General features: G+C 74.1%; 15 protein-coding genes and 1 riboswitch. Of the genes, 6 read left to right on the forward strand and 9 right to left on the reverse strand.

The features are described 5' to 3' along the window. Positions 1-57: 57 nt before the first annotated feature. Positions 58-1,014 carry a GlxA family transcriptional regulator gene (locus tag ACZ3HQ_RS08325; RefSeq protein WP_467508905.1) on the reverse strand — a complete coding sequence of 319 codons (957 nt, stop codon included), beginning with the start codon at positions 1,012-1,014 and terminating at the stop codon, positions 58-60. A 108-nt stretch (positions 1,015-1,122) separates the two neighbouring features. Between ACZ3HQ_RS08325 and ACZ3HQ_RS08330 the strand changes: the two genes are divergently transcribed. The 5 genes from ACZ3HQ_RS08330 (at position 1,123) to ACZ3HQ_RS08350 (ending at position 7,035) form a co-directional block, all read left to right on the forward strand. Further along, on the forward strand, positions 1,123-3,879 hold the full coding sequence (locus ACZ3HQ_RS08330; RefSeq protein WP_467508906.1) for an AfsR/SARP family transcriptional regulator: 2,757 nt from the start codon (positions 1,123-1,125) through the stop codon (positions 3,877-3,879). Between the two features lie 222 nt (positions 3,880-4,101). Beyond that, on the forward strand, positions 4,102-4,836 hold the full coding sequence (locus ACZ3HQ_RS08335) for a DUF4232 domain-containing protein (protein WP_467508907.1): 735 nt from the start codon (positions 4,102-4,104) through the stop codon (positions 4,834-4,836). 246 nt (positions 4,837-5,082) lie between these two features. Further along, positions 5,083-5,304 carry a CbtB domain-containing protein gene (locus ACZ3HQ_RS08340; RefSeq protein WP_030813308.1) on the forward strand — a complete coding sequence of 74 codons (222 nt, stop codon included), beginning with the start codon at positions 5,083-5,085 and terminating at the stop codon, positions 5,302-5,304. 21 nt (positions 5,305-5,325) lie between these two features. Then, positions 5,326-6,081 carry a CbtA family protein gene (locus ACZ3HQ_RS08345; protein ID WP_467508908.1) on the forward strand — a complete coding sequence of 252 codons (756 nt, stop codon included), beginning with the start codon at positions 5,326-5,328 and terminating at the stop codon, positions 6,079-6,081. 147 nt (positions 6,082-6,228) lie between these two features. After that, entirely contained in the window at positions 6,229-7,035 is an 807-nt protein-coding gene (locus ACZ3HQ_RS08350) for an ASCH domain-containing protein (protein ID WP_467508909.1), read from the forward strand. Here ACZ3HQ_RS08350 and ACZ3HQ_RS08355 read toward each other — a convergent pair. The 3 genes from ACZ3HQ_RS08355 to ACZ3HQ_RS08365 all read right to left on the reverse strand — a co-directional run bounded on the left by ACZ3HQ_RS08355 (position 6,995) and on the right by ACZ3HQ_RS08365 (position 11,741). Beyond that, positions 6,995-7,576, reverse strand: a complete 582-nt coding sequence (locus ACZ3HQ_RS08355; RefSeq protein ID WP_467508910.1) for a histidine phosphatase family protein — start codon at positions 7,574-7,576, stop codon at positions 6,995-6,997. The two genes, ACZ3HQ_RS08350 and ACZ3HQ_RS08355, sit on opposite strands and share 41 nt — an antisense overlap. Positions 7,577-7,647: 71 nt before the next feature. After that, positions 7,648-9,960, reverse strand: a complete 2,313-nt coding sequence (gene metE / locus ACZ3HQ_RS08360; protein WP_467508911.1) for a 5-methyltetrahydropteroyltriglutamate--homocysteine S-methyltransferase — start codon at positions 9,958-9,960, stop codon at positions 7,648-7,650. 164 nt (positions 9,961-10,124) lie between these two features. Next, positions 10,125-10,342, reverse strand: a riboswitch (cobalamin riboswitch). 70 nt (positions 10,343-10,412) lie between these two features. Next, positions 10,413-11,741 carry an amidohydrolase gene (locus tag ACZ3HQ_RS08365; protein WP_467508912.1) on the reverse strand — a complete coding sequence of 443 codons (1,329 nt, stop codon included), beginning with the start codon at positions 11,739-11,741 and terminating at the stop codon, positions 10,413-10,415. Between the two features lie 185 nt (positions 11,742-11,926). Here ACZ3HQ_RS08365 and ACZ3HQ_RS08370 point away from each other — a divergent pair, with 185 nt between their 5' ends. Then, positions 11,927-12,100: a thiazolylpeptide-type bacteriocin gene (locus tag ACZ3HQ_RS08370; RefSeq protein WP_031179489.1), complete on the forward strand. Its 174-nt coding sequence runs from the start codon at positions 11,927-11,929 to the stop codon at positions 12,098-12,100. A gap of 111 nt (positions 12,101-12,211) precedes the next feature. Here the strand turns inward: ACZ3HQ_RS08370 and ACZ3HQ_RS08375 are convergent, their stop codons facing one another. The 5 genes from ACZ3HQ_RS08375 to ACZ3HQ_RS08395 are packed head-to-tail and all read right to left on the reverse strand — an operon-like array spanning position 12,212 to position 20,994. Further along, positions 12,212-14,143, reverse strand: a complete 1,932-nt coding sequence (locus ACZ3HQ_RS08375) for a TOMM precursor leader peptide-binding protein (RefSeq protein WP_467508913.1) — start codon at positions 14,141-14,143, stop codon at positions 12,212-12,214. Further along, positions 14,140-14,892 (reverse strand): ABC transporter permease, encoded by a 753-nt coding sequence (locus ACZ3HQ_RS08380; RefSeq protein ID WP_467508914.1) that lies wholly within the window; start codon positions 14,890-14,892, stop codon positions 14,140-14,142. The genes ACZ3HQ_RS08375 and ACZ3HQ_RS08380 overlap by 4 nt, the downstream gene beginning before the upstream one ends. Beyond that, positions 14,889-17,150: an ATP-binding cassette domain-containing protein gene (locus tag ACZ3HQ_RS08385; RefSeq protein ID WP_467508915.1), complete on the reverse strand. Its 2,262-nt coding sequence runs from the start codon at positions 17,148-17,150 to the stop codon at positions 14,889-14,891. The genes ACZ3HQ_RS08380 and ACZ3HQ_RS08385 overlap by 4 nt, the downstream gene beginning before the upstream one ends. After that, the gene (locus ACZ3HQ_RS08390; RefSeq protein WP_467508916.1) at positions 17,147-18,265 is read right to left on the reverse strand and encodes a lantibiotic dehydratase C-terminal domain-containing protein; all 1,119 of its coding nucleotides are present in this window, start codon (positions 18,263-18,265) and stop codon (positions 17,147-17,149) included. The genes ACZ3HQ_RS08385 and ACZ3HQ_RS08390 overlap by 4 nt, the downstream gene beginning before the upstream one ends. Continuing rightward, positions 18,262-20,994, reverse strand: a complete 2,733-nt coding sequence (locus tag ACZ3HQ_RS08395) for a lantibiotic dehydratase (protein ID WP_467508917.1) — start codon at positions 20,992-20,994, stop codon at positions 18,262-18,264. The genes ACZ3HQ_RS08390 and ACZ3HQ_RS08395 overlap by 4 nt, the downstream gene beginning before the upstream one ends. Positions 20,995-21,058 lie beyond the last annotated feature (64 nt).

Genomic DNA, 21,058 nt, shown 5'->3' on the forward strand with positions numbered 1-21,058 from the left:
CGGGGACCGTACGCGGCAGTGGCAGGAGCGCCACGGTTCACAAGGATCGCGCCAGGGCTACTCGCCCCGCGCGAACGTCCGCCGGTAGTCGCTCGGCGTGGTCCCCAGCACCCGCTGGAAGTGCAGCCGGAGGTTGGTGCCGGTGCCGAGCCCGACCTCGGCGGCGATCTGCTCCACGCTCCGCTCCGAACGCTCCAGCAGCTCGCGCGCCAGGTCGACCCGCGCCCGCGTCACCCACTGCATCGGCGTGTACCCGGTGTCCTCCGCGAACCGCCGGGAGAACGTGCGCGGCGACACCGCCGCGTGCCGGGCCAGCGACCGCAGACTCAGCGGCTCGCCCAGCCGGTGCAGCGCCCACTCCCGCGTCGCGGCGAACCGCTCGCCCAGCGGCTCCGGCACACTGCGCGGCACGTACTGCGCCTGGCCCCCGCTGCGGTACGGCGCCGCGACCAGCCGCCGGGCCGCGTGGTTGGACGCGGCCACGCCCAGTTCGCCGCGCAGCATGTGCAGGCACAGGTCGATGCCGGACGCGGCCCCGGCCGAGGTCAGCACGCTGCCCTCGTCCACGAACAGCACGTTCTCGTCCACCCGGATCAGTGGGTAGCGGGCCGCCAGGGCGCGCGCGTAGTGCCAGTGCGTGGTGGCCCGTCTGCCGTCCAGCAGACCGGTGGCCGCCAGCGCGAACGCCCCCGTGGAGATGGCCGCGAGCCGCGCGCCCCGCCCGTGCGCCGCGACCAGCGCCGCCACCACCGAATCCGGCGGGTCCTCCCGGTCCGGGAAGCGGTAACCCGGCACGAACACCACGTCCGCCCACTCCAGCGCCTCCAGGCCGTGCGCCACGTGGTACGACAGACCGTCGCCGCCCGTCACCAGCCCCGGCGCCGCCCCGCACACCCGCACCTCGTACGGCATGCTCGCGCGGGTCGTGAACACCTGCGCCGGGATACCCACGTCGAGCGGCTTGGCGCCCTCCAGGACGAGAACGGCGACACGGCGGAAACGGGAGGACGGCACGGGCAGCAGCGTACGCAAAGGCCGGCGTGAATCCCGCGCGGGGCGCCGGACAACCCCCCTATATGCTGCTGTTTTCTCCTGTACCGGCCGCCTCGGAAGGACCGCCCCGTGGAGTTCCGGCTGCTCGGCACCGTCTCCGTCGACACCCGCCGGGGGCCGCTGCCGCTCGGCCCCGCCAAGCGCCGCAGCCTGCTCGCGGCGCTGCTGCTGTCGGCGAACACCCCCGTGCCGATGGGCCGGTTGACCGCCTGCCTGTGGGACGACGAGCCGCCGAGCCAGGCACGCGGTGTCATCCAGGGCCATGTGTCCCGGCTGCGCGCCCTGCTCGCCGAGGGCGACGCGGAGGCGTACGGCGTCGAACTCCTCACCGCCGGGGACGCCTACGCGCTGCGGCTGCCGGAAACCCTGCTCGACGCCCAGCGGTTCGAGGAACTGCTCACCCTCGCCCGTGAACAGCGCGACCCCGCCGACGCGGTGCTCATGCTCGGTGACGCCCTCGCGCTGTGGCGCGGCCCCGCGCTCGGCGGCGCCTTCGCCGGACCGCCGCTCCAGGCCGCCGCGCACTCGCTGGAGGAGTCCCGGCTCTCCGCCGTGGAGCACCTGGCGCTCGCTTACGGCAGGTTGGGGGAGCATCACCGGGCCGCCGCCGTCCTGCGCACCGAGGCCGTCGCGCATCCGCTGCGCGAGTCGCTGTCCGCCGCGCTGATGACCGCCCTGTACCAGGCGGGCCGGCAGTCGGAGGCGCTCGACTGGTTCCACCGCACCCGCAGACTCCTCGCGGACGAACTCGGCATCGACCCCGGCCGTGAACTCGCCGACGCCTACGGGCTGATCCTGCGCGGCGACCCGGTACCCGAGCTGCTGGCCGCGCGTCCGAAGCCCAAGCCCGAGGCCGAACCGGTGCGGCCGCCCGTACCGCCGCGCCCCGCTCTCGTGCCCGCCGAGGCGCACGCCGACCTGCTGCCCCGCGCGCCCCGCGGCTTCCACGGGCGGGGCGCGGAACTCGCCGCGCTCGGCCGGGCCGCCGCCGGGGAGGCGCCGGTGTGCCTGGTGACCGGACCCGCCGGGGTCGGCAAGACCGCCCTCGCCCTGTGGTGGGCGCACCGCAACGCCGACGCCTTCCCCGACGGGCGGCTCTTCGCCGACCTGCACGGCTTCAGCGACACCGGCGAGCCGGCGGTGACCGAGGTGCTGCGCGAGTTCCTGCTCGCCCTCGGGGTGCCGCCGCGCCGGATACCGGAATCGGCCGCGGCCGCCGCCGCGCTCTTCCGTAGCCTCACCGACCGGCTGCGGCTGCTGGTCGTCCTCGACAACGCGCGCGACTCCGCGACCGTCCGCGCCCTGCTGCCCGGGGGCGCCGACTGCGTCACCGTGGTCACCAGCCGCCACCGCCTGGAGGGGCTCATCGCCTCCGACGCGGCCCGGCCCGTCCCCCTCGGCATGCTGGACGCGCAGGACGGTACGGCGCTGCTCGCGGGCGTCCTCGGTGAGGAACGGGTGGCCGGGGAACCGGTGGCCGCGCGCAGGCTCGCCGCACTCTGCGGGGGGCTCCCGCTGGCCCTCCGGGTCACGGCGGCCCGGCTCGCGGGCCGCCCGCAGTGGAGTCTCGCCCACCTCGCGGACGAACTCGCGGACGAGCGCGGCCGGCTGGCCCAGCTCGCCGTCGACGACACCGGGGTGCCGGCCGCCCTCCGCCTGACCGTGCAGCACCTCCCCGGCGAGGCCGCGCACCACTTCGGCCGGCTCGGCCACCATCCCGGAACCCACTTCGACCCCTACACGGCCGCCGCCCTCTCCGGCACCGACCCCCTGGCCGCCGCCCGCGCCCTCGAACGGCTCGGCGCCGCCCACCTCGTCACCGAGACCGCGCCCGGCCGCTGGGAACTCCACGACCTCGTACGCCTCTACGCCCGCGACCTCGACCCGGCGGCCGGCCCCCAGGCGCTGACCGGCGTCCTCGACCACTACATCGCCACCGCCCTCGCCGCCGCCGAGACGGCCCAGCCCGGCGGCGAGCCCTGCTTCTCGCTGCCCGGGGACTTCCGGCGCCCCTTTGCTGTGCGGGACTTCGCCGACCGTGCCGAGGCGATGGACTGGCTGGCCGCCGAGCGGGAGGACCTGGCGCGCGCGGTGACCGCCGCGCGGGCCGCCGGACTGGACGACCGGGCCTGGCGGATCATCCTCCTCCAGTGGCCCCAGGTGGTGTGGCGCTCGCGGGACAACTGGGTGCCGCTGCTGTACACGGCCCTGGAGTGCGCCGAGGCCGTGGCGGACCCGTACGCCGAGTCCCGCGTCCGTACCCTGCTGGGCTGGGTCCTCAGCGAGGAGGGGCGGCTCGCGGACGCCCTCACCCTCCTCGAACCCTCACCCGCCCTGGCCCGCCGCACCGCCGACCGCCTGGGCGAGGCCACGGCCCTCGTCAACCTGGCCGTGGTCCAGTCCGCCCAGGGCGACCTGGACGCCGCCCTGGCCAACTGCGCCCGAGCCGCCACCCTGGCCCGCGAGGAGGGCAACCCCCACACCGAGATGCTCGCCCTCCTCCACCTCTCCCGCGCCCACCTCACCTCCGGCGCCCCGGACGAGGCTCTCCACGTGGCCCGCACCGCCCTGGACCTCGGCCCCGAACACGAGGAAGCCGCCCGCACCTCCCTCCTCCACACGGTGTGCGGCGAGGCCCACCTCGCCCTCGGCCAGGAACCCGAAGCCCTCCACCTCCTGGAACGCGCCGCCGACGAAGCGGAATCCGCCGGCTTCGACGAGGGCGCGGTACGAGCCCTGGAGGCGTTGTTGCGGGTGAGCGGCCGGTCGGACCACCGGAAACGCCACGAGGAGGCGGTACGGAGGCTGGCGGGGGAGAACCTGTAGGACCGGCTGTCGCGGGATGGCCGGTGGTCGCCGCGATGCTGGTGAGGGCCGATCCGCCGACCCCCTCCGGCAGCGGGCCCGGTTCGGCGTCAGAGGGGCGTCAGCGGGACGTCAGCGGGACGGCAGCGAGGGCGGTGAGAGTGGAGATGTCAGCAGGTCAGTGGCTGGCCGGCGGTCCGGAAGGGCCGTTGTCGACGTTTCACCTCTCGGGGGAAAACCACCATGAACGCTTCGCGCCGTACGGCACTCTTCTCCGTCGCCGCTTCCGCCGCGCTCGCGCTGTCCTTGACCGCCTGCCAGAGCGGGGAGGGCACCAAGACCGAGGGGGCGTCCGCGCCCGTCGCCGGGAACACGGCCTCCGCCGCCGCTTCCGCGCCCGCCGCTGCCACGAGCACCGGCACCGGTGGCGCTGCCGCCGTGGGGACTGCGCACACGTCCGGCTCCGGTTCCTCCGGTTCTGCCGGCTCCTCCGGTGCTTCCGGTGCTTCCGGTTCCTCCGGCTCTTCCGGTTCCTCCGGGGCGAAGAAGGGCACCACCACGCCCCTCTGCCGTGCGCAGGACGTCAAGGTCAGCTCCGAGCGGCAGGACGGGCCGCCGTACACCCACATCATCCTGACCGCGCGGAACACCTCCAACCACCGTTGCGAGATGGCCGGGTTCCCGCACATCCAGTTCCTGGAGAGCCACAAGCAGGACGTGCCGTCCGTGGCGAAGAGCAAGCCGGCCGTGCCGACGGTGCTGAGCCCCGGTGACCCGGCGTTCGTGCTGGTCAAGCTGTCCGACGGCGGTGTGGACGAGGACAACGGGCTGGTGAACGCCTTCCAGTTGATCCTGGAGGGCGACTCCACCGTCATCGCGGTGGACTCCTCGGCCGGCGGCGGCCTCGCCGTCGACCCGGCCAAGGCGCTCACCGGCTACTGGACGACCGAACTGCGCAACGGGGCCGACGACTTCTGATCCGTACCCCGTGAGGACGCCCCCTCGGGAGAGGAAGATCACCCGTGGGGGCGCGGTCTTGGCCCGGCAGGGCGCACGCGGTACCGTCGGGGCGATATCGACGACGGCGAAACGGAAGCCGGTGGGAAACCGGCACGGTCGCGCCACTGTGTGCGCGCTCCCGCGAGGGACCGCGCGAGTCAGACCCGTGGCCGTCGTCCTGTGCACCACCGAGATGGGACGCGAACTCCCAGAGGAGGTACTGCCATGGCGCAGTCCGTCGCTCAGCCGACAGCCGGAAACCCCGCCGTTCCCGCCAAGCTGCCGCTGAAGGAGATAGCGCCCTGGGCGGTCTTCTTCGGTGTCCTCATGCTGGTCCTGCTGTACTTCGTCGGCGCCGAGCAGGGCGCCACCTCCGTGTTCAACGGCACGGACGTCCACGAGTGGGTGCACGACGCCCGCCACCTGCTCGGCTTCCCCTGCCACTGACGCGAGGGACGCCGCGCACCCATGAACTCCGCAACCGTGAGAAACCTCCTCGTGCGGGGCATGCTCGCCGGCCTCGGCGCCGGAGTGCTCGCCCTGATCGCCGCGTACTTCCTCGGCGAACCCGACGTGGACAGCGCCATCAGCTTCGAGGGCCACCACTCCCACGAGCACGAGGTCGAAGTCGTCTCCCGCTCGCTCCAGTCCACCGCCGGACTGGCCACCGGCGTCCTCGTCTACGGGGTCGCCTTCGGCGGCATCGCCGCGCTCGCCTACTGCTTCGCGCTCGGCCGCGTCGGCCGCTTCGGGCCCCGGGCGACGGCGCTGCTGCTGTCCGGCACCGCGCTGCTCGCCGTGTACGTGGTGCCGTTCCTGAAGTACCCGGCCAACCCGCCGTCGGTCGGCGACGCGGACACCATCGGCAAGCGCACCACGCTGTACTTCCTGATGATGCTGCTCAGCGTGCTCCTGGCCATCGGCGCCACCCTGCTCGGCAAACGGCTCGCCCCGCGCCTGGGCAACTGGTACGCGACCTTCGCCGCCGTGGCCGGCTTCGCCGTGGCCATCGGCCTGGCGTACGCCTTCCTGCCGGTCGTCAACGAGGTGCCGGAACACTTCCCGGCCACCCTCCTGTGGCGCTTCCGTCTCTCCGCACTGGCCATCCAGACAGTGCTGTGGGCCGGATTCGCCCTCCTCTTCGGCGAACTGGCCGAACGCCTGCTGAACCCCCGCCCCACGACGGAGCGCCCTGCGCCCCAGGCGGTCGCCGCCTCCCACTGAGCCGGTGACGTGACGATGAGAGGGGCCCCGGAGAAATCCGGGGCCCCTCTCATCGGCCCGGTCGAGCCAAGCCGAAATCCCGTGGAGCCCATCCACGTGGGATGGAATGATCTTCGGCGACCGCTGACGACGGGGAAGGCCGACACCGTGTACGTACCGCCATCCGCACGAGCTCTCGATGATGACGAGCGTGAACTCGTGGAGCTGGCGCGCCGCACCATTGACGCGCATACCGACGCCGGGCCCGACGAGGACGGGATTCACACGATGGGCGCCGCGGTCATGGCTGCCGACTACCGGGTGTTCGCGGGCGTGAACCTCTACCACTTCACCGGCGGACCCTGTGCCGAACTCGTGGCTCTGGGAGCCGCACGGGCCCAGGGCGCCCGCCAGATGCGCTGCATCGTCGCCGTGGGAAACCACGGGCGCGGGGTCGTCGGCCCGTGCGGGCGCGACCGGCAGGTGTTCGTGGACTACTACCCCACCATGCGCGTCATCGTGCCCACCCCTGCGGGGCTCCGGTCCGTGCTCGCCGCCGACCTGATGCCGCTGGCTCAGCAATGGACCCCGGAAGGCATGAACGGTCTCGACCCGTCGCTCGGCCAGGACCCCGAGACGGCTGGTCCCTCGATCATCCGGTTCCACCCCCGCTACCTCGAAGACGTCCGCTCCGGCGCCAAGACCAGGACCACCCGCTTCCGGGACCCGGCCCAACTCGGCCCCGCACGGCTGGTGTTCGAAAGCGACCCCGAAGTCGTCCTGCCGGCGGAGGTGACCGGTATCAGGCACTGCCCGGCCGGCGACCTCACCGACCAGGACGCCCGAGCCGAGGGACTGACGACCGCGGCCGAACTCCGGAAAGCCCTCGCGAGCCACTACCCGGAGCTGGCGGGAACCGACGAGGTCGACGTCATCACCTTCCAGGTCGACGACAGGACAGGCTCTCACCCGTGAGCGGGCGTCCCAGTCGTAGGTTCCAGCGGCCGGATCGTCCCGACAGCTCCGTTGCGGTGAGCGGGGGCGCGTCCAGGCGCCAGAACGTCTCGGCGGGCAGGTTCAGGGCGTGTACCACGGCCGCGCGGATCACCTCGGGCTCCGCGACGGCGGTTGTGCGGCCCTCGGGGAGTGAGGCCAGCCAGTGGCCGACTCGTGTGCACACCTGGTGGACCGACTCGCCGTCGGGTGCCGGGTGGTCGGGGTCGGTCAGCCAGCGGGTCAGCGCTTCCCGTTCCGTCGTGGAGACCTCGGCCAGTGTGCGTCCGCGCCATTGTCCGGCGTCCAGCGGGGCGAGTTCGGCCGCCGTCACGCCCCGCAGTCCCAGCGCCTCGGCCGTGGCCCGGCACCGTGCGCCGGGTGACAGCACCACGTGTGCCGCCTTCGGGAGTGCCCCGTTCGCTGCGGGCGCCTCGTCGATGGAGGAGGAGCCGTCGTAGAAGCGGGCTTCTCGCAGGGCGGGGCCGATGGCGGGGGAGATGAGCAGCAGGCGACTGGTCATCCGGGGAACCTCCTGATCACATGGGTTCGTCCCGGCCCCGCAGCGGGGGCCGGGACGAACGGGCAGTCGGGCTAGCGCAGTTCACCCCGCACGGTACGGGCCGCCGCCACCAGGTTCTCCAGTGACGCCCGGGTCTCCGGCCAGGCGCGGGTCTTCAGGCCGCAGTCCGGGTTGACCCACAGCCGCTCGGCGGGGATCGCCTTGAGCCCGGTACGCAGCAGCTCGGCCGCCTCCTCGGCGCTCGGCACGCGCGGGGAGTGGATGTCGTACACGCCCGGACCCGCCTCGCGGGGGTAGCCGTGCGCGGCGAGTTCGCGGGCCACCTGCATGTGGGAGCGGGCGGCCTCCAGGCTGATGACGTCGGCGTCGAGGTCGTCGATGGCCTGGACGATGTCACCGAACTCGGCGTAGCACATGTGGGTGTGGACCTGGGTCTCCGGCCGGACGCCCGCCGTGCTGAGCCGGAACGCCTGCGTGGCCCAGGCCAGGTAGGCGGGCCGGTCGGCGGCGCGCAGCGGGAGCGTCTCGCGCAGCGCGGGCTCGTCCACCTGGATCACCGAAGTACCCTCCGCCTCAAGGTCGTTCACCTCGTCGCGCAGGGCGAGCGCGACCTGCCGGGCGGTGTCGCCGAGCGGCTGGTCGTCGCGGATGAAGGACCAGGCGAGCATGGTCACCGGCCCGGTCAGCATGCCCTTGACCGGCCGGTCGGAGAGGGACTGGGCGTACGTCGTCCAGCGGACCGTCATCGGCTCGGGGCGGGAGATGTCGCCGGCCAGGATCGGCGGGCGGACGTAGCGGGTGCCGTAGGACTGGACCCAGCCGTGCTGGGTGGCGAGGTAGCCGGTGAGCTGCTCGGCGAAGTACTGCACCATGTCGTTGCGTTCGGCCTCGCCGTGTACCAGGACGTCCAGGCCGGTCTTCTCCTGGAAGGAGATCACCTCCTGGATCTCCGTCTTGATGCGCTGCTCGTACCCGGCCGTGTCGATCCGGCCCGCGCGCAGGTCGGCGCGGGCGGTGCGCAGCTCGCCGGTCTGCGGGAACGAGCCGATCGTGGTCGTCGGCAGCAGCGGCAGGCGGAGATGGGCGCGCTGGGCGGCGGTCCGCTCGGGGTACGCCTGCGCGCGGCGGGCGTCGGCTTCCGTGACGGCTTCCGCCCGCGCCCGCACGGCCGGGTCACGGGTGATGGGGGACCCGGCGCGGGACGCCAGGTCGGCCCGGTTCGCGGCGAGTTCGGCGGCGATCGCGTCCGTGCCGTGCGCCAGGCCCTTGGCCAGAGTGACGATCTCGGCGGTCTTCTGCCGGGCGAAGGCCAGCCAGCGCAGGATCTGCGGCTCGATGCCCCGCTCGGGGGCGGTGTCCAGCGGCACGTGCAGCAGGGAGCAGGAGGCGGCCACGTCGACCCGGTCGGCCAGCCCGAGCAGCGTGCCCAGGGTGGCGAGGGACTTCGACAGGTCGTTGACCCAGATGTTCCGGCCGTTGACCACACCGGCCACCAGCCGCTTGCCGGGCAGCCCGCCGACGGCGGCGAGCGCGTCCAGGTCGGCGGCCGCGGCCTCGGTGAAGTCCAGCGCCAGCCCCTCCACCGGGGCCTTCGCCAGCACCGGCAGGGCCTCGCCAAGACGGTCGAAGTAGGAGGCGACCAGCAACTTCGGCCGATCGGGGAGCGCGCCCAGATCACGGTAGGCCCGCTCGGCCGCGTTCAGCTCGGCCAGGGTGCGGTCCTGCACCAGCGCGGGCTCGTCGAGCTGGACCCACTCCGCCCCGGCCGCGCGCAGATCCGCCAGCACCTCGGCGTACACCGGGAGCAGCCGGTCCAGCAGGGTCAGCGGGTCGAAGTCGGCGGGGACACCGGGCGCGGGCTTGGCCAGCAGCAGGTAGGTGACCGGGCCGACCAGCACCGGCCGGGCGGTGAGGCCCAGAGCCAGGGCCTCCTTCAGTTCCGTGACCTGCTGGGCGGAGTCGGCGGAGAACACCGTGTCCGGGCCCAGCTCGGGCACCAGATAGTGGTAGTTGGTGTCGAACCACTTGGTCATCTCCAGCGGCGCGATGTCCTGCGTACCGCGCGCCATGGCGAAGTAGCCGTCCAGCGCGTCGGTCTCGACGGCCGCCCGGTGCCGCTCGGGGATCGCGCCGACCATCACGGTGGTGTCCAGCACATGGTCGTAGTACGAGAAGTCGCCGGTGGGGACCTCGTCGATACCGGCCTCGGTGAGCGCCTGCCAGGTGGTGCGGCGGAGGTCCGCCGCGGTGGCCCGGAGGGCGTCGGCGGTGACGCGGCCCTTCCAGTAGCCCTCGATCGCCTTCTTCAGCTCCCGGTCCTGGCCCTGACGCGGGTAGCCGTACACGGTGGACCGTGCTGCCGCGGCTGCGGACTTCGGTGTCACGGAGATCTCCTTCACGAGATGAATCCCTGAGGTCCCGGCGACGGGACGAGCACGTGAAGGGGTGACGGCCAGCCGGGCCCGGCCCGCGCGCCGCGGCGCGGTGGTCCGTCTGGTTGCGTACGCCGACCCGCCCTCGAGGTCACCGGAACTCCGTACGCGAGCGGGTCGCGCACGGGCAGTTGGCAGGTCTTCGGACTCGCGGGCGCGTCCTCCCAGGAGGACACCTACTGACCGTCGCTTCCCAGCTCCGTACGTCGGACCCAGTGCGTATGACGGCGGTCGTTCCCGCTCACCGCTGCGGGGCAGTCCCGGATTCCCACCGGGTTCCCTCTTGCGACACCCCGCCTGGCGGACGGGGCGAACCAGCTACGGGGACCAGCCTACGGGCCGTGACCGCGCGCCGCCGGTGCCGTCCGGCATCCGGATGGTGATCCGGGCCACGCGGGCCGGACTCACCTCCCCGCCGGGTCCAGTTGGGCCAGCGCGGCCGTGACCAGGGCGGCCGTGCCGGTGCCCAGGGTGAGGCGGACGCTCGGGAGATAGCGCGGGGAGTGGTTATGGGGGAGGCCGCGGAACTTCTCGGCGGGCCCGGTGCCGGGCGCCGCCGCCCACTGGGTGGGGCCGACCGAGCCGAGCATCCAGTAGGCGCCCCGGATGCCGGGCCGGCCGTGCAGATGGCCGCCCGCGCCGGTGAGCAGCGGGAAGTCCTCCGTCGCCGACGACGCGGGCCAGCCGGTGACGCGGGCGGCGCCGAAGGCGGCCTGGTGGGCGGCGCGCACGGCCGCCGTGACACCAGGGTCGGGGCGGGTGACGCCGGAGCGGGCCAGCTCGCGCACGGTCACCCGGGGTGCCGGCGCGGCCGAGGCGGCCTCCGCGCGCACCACCCGCTCCACCGCCGCCGTGCCGCGGACCAGCGCCGCCTCCGACAGGGCGCGGACGGTGACCCGCAGCTCGGCGCGGGTGGCTATGACGTTCCCGGTGCGCCCGGCGTCCCCGGCGCGCAGCGAGGACGCGGTGACCAGCAGCCGCTCCGCCGGGTCCGTCTCCCGGGCGGCGACGGCCGGGAGCCGGGTCACCGTCCCGGCCGCCGCCAGCAGCGGATCGGCCGTCAGATGCGGGGTGGCCGCGTGTCCGCCGTCCCCCTCGAAGACCACCTCCATGGTCACGCTGCCCGCCATCAGCGGCCCGTCGGCGTGCGCCACCATCCCGGCCGGGAAGGCGGCGGTGTGCTGGGCGAGGACCACGTCGGGGGCGGTGATCCGGTCGTACAGGCCGTCCTCCAGCATGGCGCGGGCACCGCTCAGCGTCTCCTCGGCGGGCTGCCCGACCACCAGCAGCGTGCCGCGCCAGCGGTCCCGGTGCTCCGCGAGCCAGCGGGCCGCGGCCGCCGCGCAGGCCAGGTGGGCGTCGTGCCCGCAGGCGTGCATCACCGGCACCGGCCGCCCGTCCGGGCCGGGCGCGGTCGCGGTGCTGGCGTACGGTACGCCGGTCTCCTCGGCCACCGGCAGCGCGTCCAGCTCGGCGCGCAGCAGCACGGCCGGGCCGTCGCCGTTGGCCAGTTCGGCGGCGACGCCGTGCCCGCCGACCCCGCGCAGCACGCGGAAGCCGTCGCCCGCGAGCCGCTCCGCGAACCGGGCGGCGGTGCGCTCCTCCGCCCCGGACAGCTCAGGGTGCCGGTGCAGGTCGAGGTACAGCTCGGCGGTGGACGGCAGCAGGGCGTCCAGACCGGGCGGCACACCACCGCACGCGGTCACGGAGGGACGGGACTGGTCGCTGCTCACGGCGGGGGGCTCCAGGGGGTCGTCGTACGGGTGTCAGCGAAGTGACAGCCATCGGTCAGGGAGTTGATGTCGGACGCGCGTAGAAAGGGAGGTGTCGGGGGGCACGCTCCTCCGGCTGGTTCAGCGCACCACCGGACGGGGCCGTCCCGGCCGGCCGCAGGTCACCTGACCCGGAAGGAGCCACCATGGCTGACAACACCCTCGCCTCCCTCGCCCAGGAGATCCTGGACCTGGAGTCGGAGACCTTCGAGATCACCGACTACTCGGACGCCAGCGAGGTCATGCTCGGTTCGTCCACGAGCTGTTCCTCCACCAGCACCTGCTCCAGCACCACCAGCACCACCTCCTGCACCGCCTGACCCAGGCGTCCGCACCCACGGTCCCCGGTCCGCCTCGGCGCGCCGGGGGCCGCCGGTGTGCGCGGGCCCCTGAGACGGCCCGCGCGCCGACGAGCAGAACGCCTGCCCCGCTCACGGGAACGGATGCGGCACCCGCCGCAACTCCTCCTCCCCCAGCGGCGCCGGGACCATTCCCGCCCGGTACGGCGCGGTACGCAGCCTCGGCATGGCCAGGGCCCGCTGCCGCAGCCAGCCGAAGTCGATCGGCAGCAGCCCCGGAGCCAGCGTGGCCACCGTGCGCAGCCCCATCCGACGCTGCTCGGGCGTGGTCTGGTCGACGGCGATCACCTCGCAGCCCGCCTCGCCCAGCAGGTCCCGCACCAGCAGTAGATCGTCGCGGAGATCGCCGGTGCGCGGGCGCCGCTCCTCCCAGCCGGCGAACAGTTCCTCCGGCAAAGCCGTGCGGGGCGGCTTGAGATAGCCGGTGGCGTGGACCCGCATCGCGGGCAGCCCGAACAGCGCCGCGTGGTCCGGCAGGCGCTTCACCAGGTCGAAGTCCTCGGCCATGGCCGCGAGTTCGGCGGGCCGCTCGGCGACCTGGCCGGGCAGGTGGGGGATGTAGGTGAGGATCTCGGAGACCGCGGACTCCACGGCCGTCTCCGGGTCGAAGGAGGCGCCCGCCGCGAAGGCCAGGGAGCCCGGCGCGTCGTCGCGGCGGACCGCCAGCCCGGTGACCACCGGTACCGGGAGGTCCACCCGGTTGTCGAAGACATGCACGTCGTAACCCTGGAGCGCGGCCCGCGCCACCATCGCCCGGACGCCCGGTGAGCGCACCGCGTCCAGGTCGATCTCGGGGAGCGGGAGGTCGCCGTACCAGCCGAGCAGGAAGGCGTCCCGCTCGATGAGTTCGAGCAGGCCGAAGAAGGCCGCCTCCTCCCAGGTGCTGCCGGTGGCGCAGCCGTTGGAGCACTCGAAGACGAAGTTGTCGGCGGCCGTGCCCGCGCTGTAGTAGACGAGCCTGGCCGGGACCAGCACCGGGCGGCCGTCCCGCAGCGACCAGCCGGTGACCCAGGGGATCGGCCGGGCCGGGTCGAAGGGCTCGACCATCGGGTCCTCGGCATAGGTGCGCGGACCGTACAGCCCGCACGTACGAGGGTCCAGGGCGCGGTCGCCCAGCTCCTCCAGCGAGGCCGTCACCACCGGTGCGCGGTGCCGGCGGTGGGTGCCCGCGTACCGCTCCAGGCCCTCCAGGAAGGCCAGGTCGCGGCTGTGGGCGAAGGAGTTGGCCTGGCCGCTCCAGGTGACGTCGGTGAGACCGGCGTACCCCCGCATGAAGACGCTGCCCGCGACCGGTGCGGTGGTGGGGGAGGTGACGTCGATCCAGGTGCCGCCGCCCAGCACCCCGCACACCGGGTTGGCCAGCGCCTTCACCGGCAGCGGATGGTCCGACGCCGGGCGCAGCCGGTACGAGCCGGGGCGGGGCCGGGGCAGCGGGCCCGGCGCGGGCAGCGTGGCCTCGGCCGCCGCACGCAGAGACGCCTCCTCGGTGAACGGACGGCAGCGCGGGCACATCGGCTCCGGCAGCAGCGGGAACGTCCGCACCCGCAGCGTCTCCAGGTCCAGCTCCGTGACCTGCGGCAGCTCGGCGTCCGGACCCTCTGCGGTGTGCCGGGCGGCGCCGGTGGCGATCAGCCGGTGCAGCGACCACACCGCGTCCACCGTGTGGTCCGGCAGCACCGGCCAGGCACCGGCCGCCGTGGTCTGCGTACCGGTCTCCAGCGCCTCCCGCTCGGTACGGGTGCGCAGCCGCTGGCGGCGCATCGCGAGGCAGGTCCCGCAGGCCGGACCGGCCGCCGGGGTGCCGCCCCAGGGGCCGAGCAGCACGGCCTGCGCGGTCAGGTGCACGGCGGCCGCGTCGGCGGGATGCCCGGTCTCGCCGAGCACGTTGGTGTCGCCGATCCGGGAGACGGCGGGCGCGGGCAGCCCGGCGGCGGTGGCGCGCGCCGCCAGCCGGGAGTGGAGGTCGGCCCGCGCGGCCTCCAGTGGGGTCATCGTCGTCGTCATGTCCGGTTGCTCCAGCGGAAGATCCGGGTGGCGACCGCCCCGAAGACCAGGGCGAACACGGCGAGGCCCGCGCAGTCCAGCGCGATGTCCCCGAGGTCGCCCCGGCCGCCCATGGCGTCGGTGAGACCGTCGTTGAGATAGTGCAGCGGCAGCACCTTGGCGGCGGTGCGCAGCCAGCCCGGCATCAGGTCGTCCGGGAAGAACGAGCCGGACAGGAACGCCATCGGCACCATCACCAGGTTGGCGATGGCCGCGACCGCCTCCGGGGTGTCCGCCAGGCTGCCGACCACCAGGCCCATGGCGAGGAACGCGGTCACCCCCAGCACCAGCAGCGGCAGCGCCGCCCACCAGGGGCCCATCAGCCTCAGCCCGAAGAACGGCAGCAGCGCGACGGCGGTGAAGAGCGCGGTCTGCGCCACCGCCACCCCCATCGCCACCGTCCACCGCGAGGCGAGCAGCGTGCGCAGCGGGGTCGGGGTGCGCCAGATCAGCCGGAGCAGGTCGTCCCGGCGCCACTGCATCAGGGCGAACGCCACCGAGAACACGGCCGCGTTGCCCACGCCCCAGGACAGCACGCCCGGCGCGATGTAGTTGATGGAGGCCAGCCCGCCGTCGACCTTGTCGCCCTGGAAGATCAGGCCGAACAGCACCAGGAAGGCCAGCGGGAAGGCGAAGGTGAAGAAGAGGGTCGTCCTGTCGCGCACGCTCGCGACATAGGTGGCCCTGGTCAGTGCGGCGTAGGCGCTCAACGGTGGTGCTCCGATCCGGTGCCGGTCAGCGAGAGGTAGGCGTCTTCGAGGGTGGGGGTGCGCACGGAGACCGAGTCGATGTCCACCAGGTCGCCGAGCGCGGGCAGCACCCGGTTGGGCACCGTCGTCTCGATGACCAGGTCACCGCCCTGCACGGTGGCCTGATCCACGCCCGCCAGCGCGAGCGCGGCTCCGGGGGAGAGCTTGTCGGCGGGCACCAGCAGGCGGGTCGGCGCGGCCAGGGCGCGGATCAGGCTGCGGGGCGAGTCCAGTGCGACGACCCGGCCCCCGGCGATGATCGCCACCCGGTCGCACAGCGCCTCGGCCTCGTCCAGGTAGTGGGTGGTGCAGATGATCGTCCGCCCCTCCGAGCGCAACGACCGCAGCAGCTCCCAGAGTTCACGCCGTGCCTCCGGGTCGAGGGCGGCGGTCGGCTCGTCCAGGAAGATCAGCTCCGGCTCGTTGAGCAGCGCGGTGGCCACCGCGAGCCGCTGCCGCTGGCCGCCGGAGAGGTGGTCGATCCGCGCGTTCTCCTTCTCGGTCAGCCCGACCCGCTCCAGCGCCGTCCTCGCGGCCTCCGGCGCCATGCCGTACAGCGCGGCCACCGTGCGCAGATGCTCGCCCGCCGTCAGCCGGGCGAAGAAGGCCGACGCCTGCGTCTGGACGCCGATCCGGGCCAGCAGGGCGATGTCGCGGGGCCAGGGGCTCTGCCCGAACACGGTGACGTGGCCGGAGTCGGCCTCCCGCATGCCCTCCACGATCTCCACCAGGGTGGTCTTGCCCGCGCCGTTCGGCCCGAGGATGCCGAAGAACTCACCGTGGCGCACCTGAAGGGAGACGCCGTCGAGCGCCGTCACCTCCCCGTAGCGCTTGCTGACGCCGTCCAGGGCGACGACGGTCTCGGTAGCGGTGCCGCGCGGGGCGGACTCCGTCCTGCTGTCGGGTGCGCTCATCTCGCCTTTCCTCAACTGAGTTGCCGCGGACGGGGTTTGCTGCCCCGGCTCGGAGGTGGGGGAGGCGGTCGCAGCCGCCCCGGAAGTACGCCGGTCCCGCAGGCGCCGGCCGAGCCCGCCCAGCGCCCACAGCAGCAGCACGGCGGCGAGCAGCGCGGGCGGCAGCGACCAGGCGAGCACCGCCAGATCGTCCGGCAGCATCGTGCGCAGCGCCGCCCCGCACAGCACCAGCAGCGCCGCGCTCTGCACCGCCGTCAGCAGCGCGAACCCGCCGTACAGCAGCCGCAGGCGCGGCGGGTACGCGGCGAGGCCCGGACCCCGCCGGAACAGCGCCCGCACCGCGAGGCCGGTGAACGTGCGGGCGCTCTCGGACAGGGCGGTGACACCGAGGGCGTGCCCGAGCGCCTTGTAGCCGTCCAGCGGGGGCAGCGGCAGCAGGTTGGCCACCCCGAGGACCGTGCCGAGCAGCAGCAGCGCCCCCAGCGCGGGGCGCGCCTCGGCACCGGAGGGGAGCAGCGCCCACACGGCGTAGAACGGCACCAGGAACAGCAGGTTGGCGAAGACGCCCGCGCACGCCGTGGCCACCTTCCGGGCCCGGCTGCCGAGGAACTGGACGTCTTCCACCTCGCAGTACAGATACGTGGCGAAGCAGATCCAGCGCAGACCGATCTCCGTGACCCGCCCGCCCCAGGCCCGCGCGAACAGCCCGTGCGCCAGCTCGTGCAGGGCCAGCCCGCACCACAGCACACAGCCGACGGCGAACAGCAGCACCGGTTGCCGTGAAGTCTCCTCCGTCTGCCGCCACAGCGTCCCGGCCTGCACCGCGACGGCGACGAACACGCCCACCGCCAGGGCGGTCAGCACCGCCAGCACGGCCGGTCGTCGCACGGGCGCGGTGAGCCGGTGCAGCCGGTCCATCAGCGCGGGCGCGTCCGCCACCATCCGGGTCCGCCCGGCCAGAATCCCGTTCGGCGGCCGCTCCGGGCCGGCCGGGGGCGCCGCCGACGGCGCGGGGGAGCCCTCCAGCAGCCCCCGCCCGTGCAGCAGCCGGAGCAACTGCCCCCACTGCGCCTCCCCGAGCCGGGCCCCGAACGCGCCCGCGTACTCGCCGCCGATCTCCTCCAGCGTGCGGGAACCGTCCAGCCGGGTGATCAGGAAGTGCTCCTTCGGCCCCAGCTCCAGCCGCCGCCCGGTACGCGGGTCCTTCAGCAGATGGATACGGGCCGCACCGCGCACCAGCCGGGGCCCCGCCACCAGATCGGGGCGCACCCTGGGGCGGCCGGCCAGGAACGTCCCGGTGGTCACCCCTCACCCCCACGGCGCCAGCCCGCCAGCGAGTCGCCCGCGTCGGCCCCGGCGCCCCGCGCACCGCCGTCCCTGAGGGCGCGGGCGAGCACGTACGACAGGAACGCCTCGTCGCGCACGGTCGTGCTCAGCCGGTTGTTGGTCATGTGCAGATACGGCGAGAGCAGCATCGGCAGCGCCTGCGCCGGGTCGGTGGGGCGCAGGTCGCGGGTGCCGTCCCAGGAGCGGAAGACCAGCTCGCCGTCGCGGGTCAGCGCCAGGGCCCGGTCGCGCAGCTCGGCGCAGTGCTCGGCCCAGCCGCGCAGGAACACCGGGAGCCGCTCGGTCCCGCCCGCCGCGACCGCCGCCCGGATGTCCCGGAAGCGGCCCGGCAGGCTCTCGCCCATCGCGGTGTACGCGCGGTCGTAGCCGTCGTCGGCGGTGTAGTTGGTGCCGGAGAACGCCCGGTTCCAGAAGGTGTGGTAGCGGTCCAGGAAGGCCAGCAGAGCCTCGTCGCCGGGCAGGAACGTGCCGGCCATCACCGTCATCAACTGGGCGGACAGCCCGAGCAGCACGGTGCGCAGATGGAGGTTCATCGAGCGGGCTGCCTCGATGACCAGGTCGCTGGAGTGCTGGAAGTGCCACTCCGCCAGCTCGATCCCGGCCGGCCCGCCGTACTTGCCGTACTCGGGCTCGTAGGGGCGGTCCTCGAAGGAGTTGTTGGGGCGCAGCAGCATCCGGCCGTCCGGGCCCAGGTACTCCGCGCGCTCCTCGTCGCCGAACTCCAGGGCGAACAGGGTCTCGTAGAGGTCGGCGAAGAAGCCGTCCCTCACCTCGTACAGCGCGGGCCGTTCGCGCAGGAACGCTTCCAGCGCGGCGTGCGCCCGCTCCCGGACCACGGGGGCGTCGGCGGCGCGGGCCGGTTTCAGGCGCAGGCGCAGATGCGGGCCCTCCAGCCAGTAGTTGATGAAGAAGTACCCGGCGAGCAGGCCCTCCTCGGTGAGGGCGTCGACCAGCGGGCGGACGCACTGGACGAGCAGCGGGCGGGGACTGGCCGCGTAGAAGACGTGCACGGCCAGCCACTCGCCGGGCGCCTGGCCGGGCAGGGCTGAGGCTTCGGTGGGAGCGGTCGTCATGGAGTGGCGTCCTCTTCGGTTCGGGCGGCCGGTACCGGCAGCAGTTCGACGGCGAGTTCGGCCACGTGCCGCCCGCGCGGTGAGGTGACGTGCAGTTCGTCCTCGGCGGGGAGCATCTCCTCGAAAACGGTCCGGAGCCGTTTCCCGGCGAGGAGCCCTTCGAGGGCGGTGAGCGAGAGCGGGCTCTCGAAGTCCACGTACTGCGGCTTGGACCCGCCGAACCAGGCCGCGCCCTGGCCGTCCGCCGTCTCCTCGTGGACGGTGGCGAAGACGCGGTCGGGCAGGCCGTGCCGGACCCGCCAGCGGTGCCAGGCGAGATACCAGTCGGCGTCGGTGGTGCCGGGCGCCCGCAGCGGCAGGTGGCCGTCGGCGACGGTCCAGGAGCGCCGCTGGAGCACCAGCGCGTGGTGGCGGACGCGGGGACGCCGGGTGACGCCGTCCGTCGCCTCGCCTGCCGGCACCCCGCGCCACACGTCCGGCACCGAGCGGGAGGTGGGCGAGAGGAGCAGCAGGGTGCGGGGGATCTCGGGGAGCACCATCGGCACCAGATAGCCGAGGTACACCGGGACGACCTCGCGGTCCAGGCGCCGGGACCGCAGCAGCAGCCGGTCCTCGGTCTCGTCGTGCACCGCGTACAGGTCGTCCAGATGGAGGCGGGCCTGCTCGGGAGCGGTGCTGTTCTCGCCGGGGCAGACGATCTCGTAGTCGGTCAGCCGGCCGTGCAGATTGAGGTTGGTGGTCGCGGCACCGGCCGTCACCTCGGCGAGGACCGCGCCGGGCGGCAGCACCGAACGCAGCGCGTTGCGCAGCGAGTTGGTGAGCCCCGGTCCGTCCGTGCCGTCGAAGCAGTGGGTGAAGCGGGTGAAGGGGAAGCAGAGACCGCCGTAGGAGTTGTTCAGCACGGCCAGCGGGCCGTCCGCGCGGCGGGCGAGCTGGAGGAAGTGGCTCTGCGGACGGAACGCGGGCGCGGCGGTGCCGAGCGCGTCGGCCATCTCGTCCACGGTCGCGTCGTCGAGCACGAACTCTTCGGCACCTTGCGGGAGTTCGGCCCAGCGCTCCCGCATCCGGGCGGTGAGCGTGGTGCGGGCCCGGTCGACAGCGGTGATCTCCGGGACGCCGAGCCAGTTCTCCTCCGGGGCGTGGCTGCCGTCCGGGAGGTGGTCGTCCTTGGCCGCCGTGAACTGGAGGTACTGGCGGAAGATGTCCTCGTGGAAGTCGTGGACCAGCCGCAGCAGGTCCTCGCAGCGGCCGCCGCGTCCGTACCGGGCGACGAAGAAGCCCTTGAGGGTGAGCTGTTGGGGCAGCGCCACGTCGAAGGCGGGCAGCACCCGGCCGATCGACCGCAGCGGCGCGGCCACCGGCTCGGCCCACTCGGCGAGCGGCGCGCTGGTGGTACCGGCGGACACATCCTCGTAGAGCAACGTCTGCGGCAGTACGGGCCGTTCGGCACCCAAGGCGGTTTGCAGAGCGGCGAGTTCGGTACGGAGATCCTTCAGCAGGGCGCGTCGGGTGGGCACATCGGCGTCCCCGTATCGCGCCACCGCCCCGGCCGGGCCCTCCAGCCGGGCGGCGACCGTGTCCGCCCACTCCACCCCCAGGCTCCGCAGCGCCCGCTGGAAGGCGCGCAGCGGGTCGGCACTGTGCACGCTCGTGTCCAGCAACGGGAGCTGGAGCATGCCCAGTTCGCGCAGCGCCGCCAGATAGTGGCCCGCCTCCTCCTCGCCGGAGCCCGTGGTGGCGGCCAGCCAGCGGGCCAGGTCGCCGTGGGTCAGGGTGCCGTCGGTGTCGCGCAGCAGCGTCAGCATCCCGTCGAGGGCACCCTGCCGGCGGAGGAAGAACAGCCGGTCCCGGGCGGCGTCGAAGCTGACCGGCGCGCTGTCGTCCCCGGCCGTGACCGCCCGCCGGACATAGCGCACCCGGTCGTCGTCCCGCGTCCAGCCCGAGGCCGGTGCCACCGGCAGGTCGGCGCGGCGGGCCGGGTCGGCCACGATCAGCTCGGCGAGCCGGGTGAGGACGACCACGTTGAGCCGGGGGTGACTCGTCCAGCCGTCGCCCACCTCCGTCAGGTCGCCGCCCTCCTCGAAACCGCCCAGCGCGACCCCGGTCAGCGTGCTGAACGGGCTGGTCTTGCAGGCGGTCCGGTACAGGTACGACAGCAGTGAACGCTCCATCTTCCGGGCCCGCTTGCCCGGCGCCGGGGTGCTGTCGGCGGCGAACGCGTCGAGCCGCTCCTCCAGCGTGGGCGAGGCCAGCAGCAGGCCCCGGCGCAGCCCGTCGTCCAGCGCCAGCTCGCGCAGCGCCGCACGGGTGCGGGCCAGGGCGCCGCCGAGCACCGACTCGCCCTCGGCGCGCAGCTCCTCCCAGCGCAGGCGCGCGTCCAGCCAGGCGGTGAGGTCCGCGCCGGTGTCGCCACCGAGCCCCGAGGCGAGGTCGCGGGCGGCGGGGAGGTCGGCGGGGAGGCGGTTGTTGAAGACCTGGCGGCGCAGGGCGAGCAGGCGGCGGCGCAGGGCCGCGTCCTCGGTGGCGCCCACGGCGGCGGAGAGGGGGTCGCTCAGGCGGGCGCCCAGGGCGCGCAGCCTGTCCTCCTCGGCGGCCGTGCGGGCGGCCCAGCCGGCGGTCTCCGGGGCGCGCAGCACCGAGACGGTCTCGGCCGGGAGACCGGCCACGCGCAGCATGAAACGGCGGTGCAGGGTCACAGTGGTGTCGGCGGCTGTGGTGGCCGGGCTCATACCGTGCTGCCCCTTTCGGGTCGGGACTCCCGCGGACCGGGCAGGAGGCGGTCGGTCGGGCGGG

The sequence above is a fragment of the Streptomyces sp. NPDC018263 genome (genome assembly GCF_055562575.1).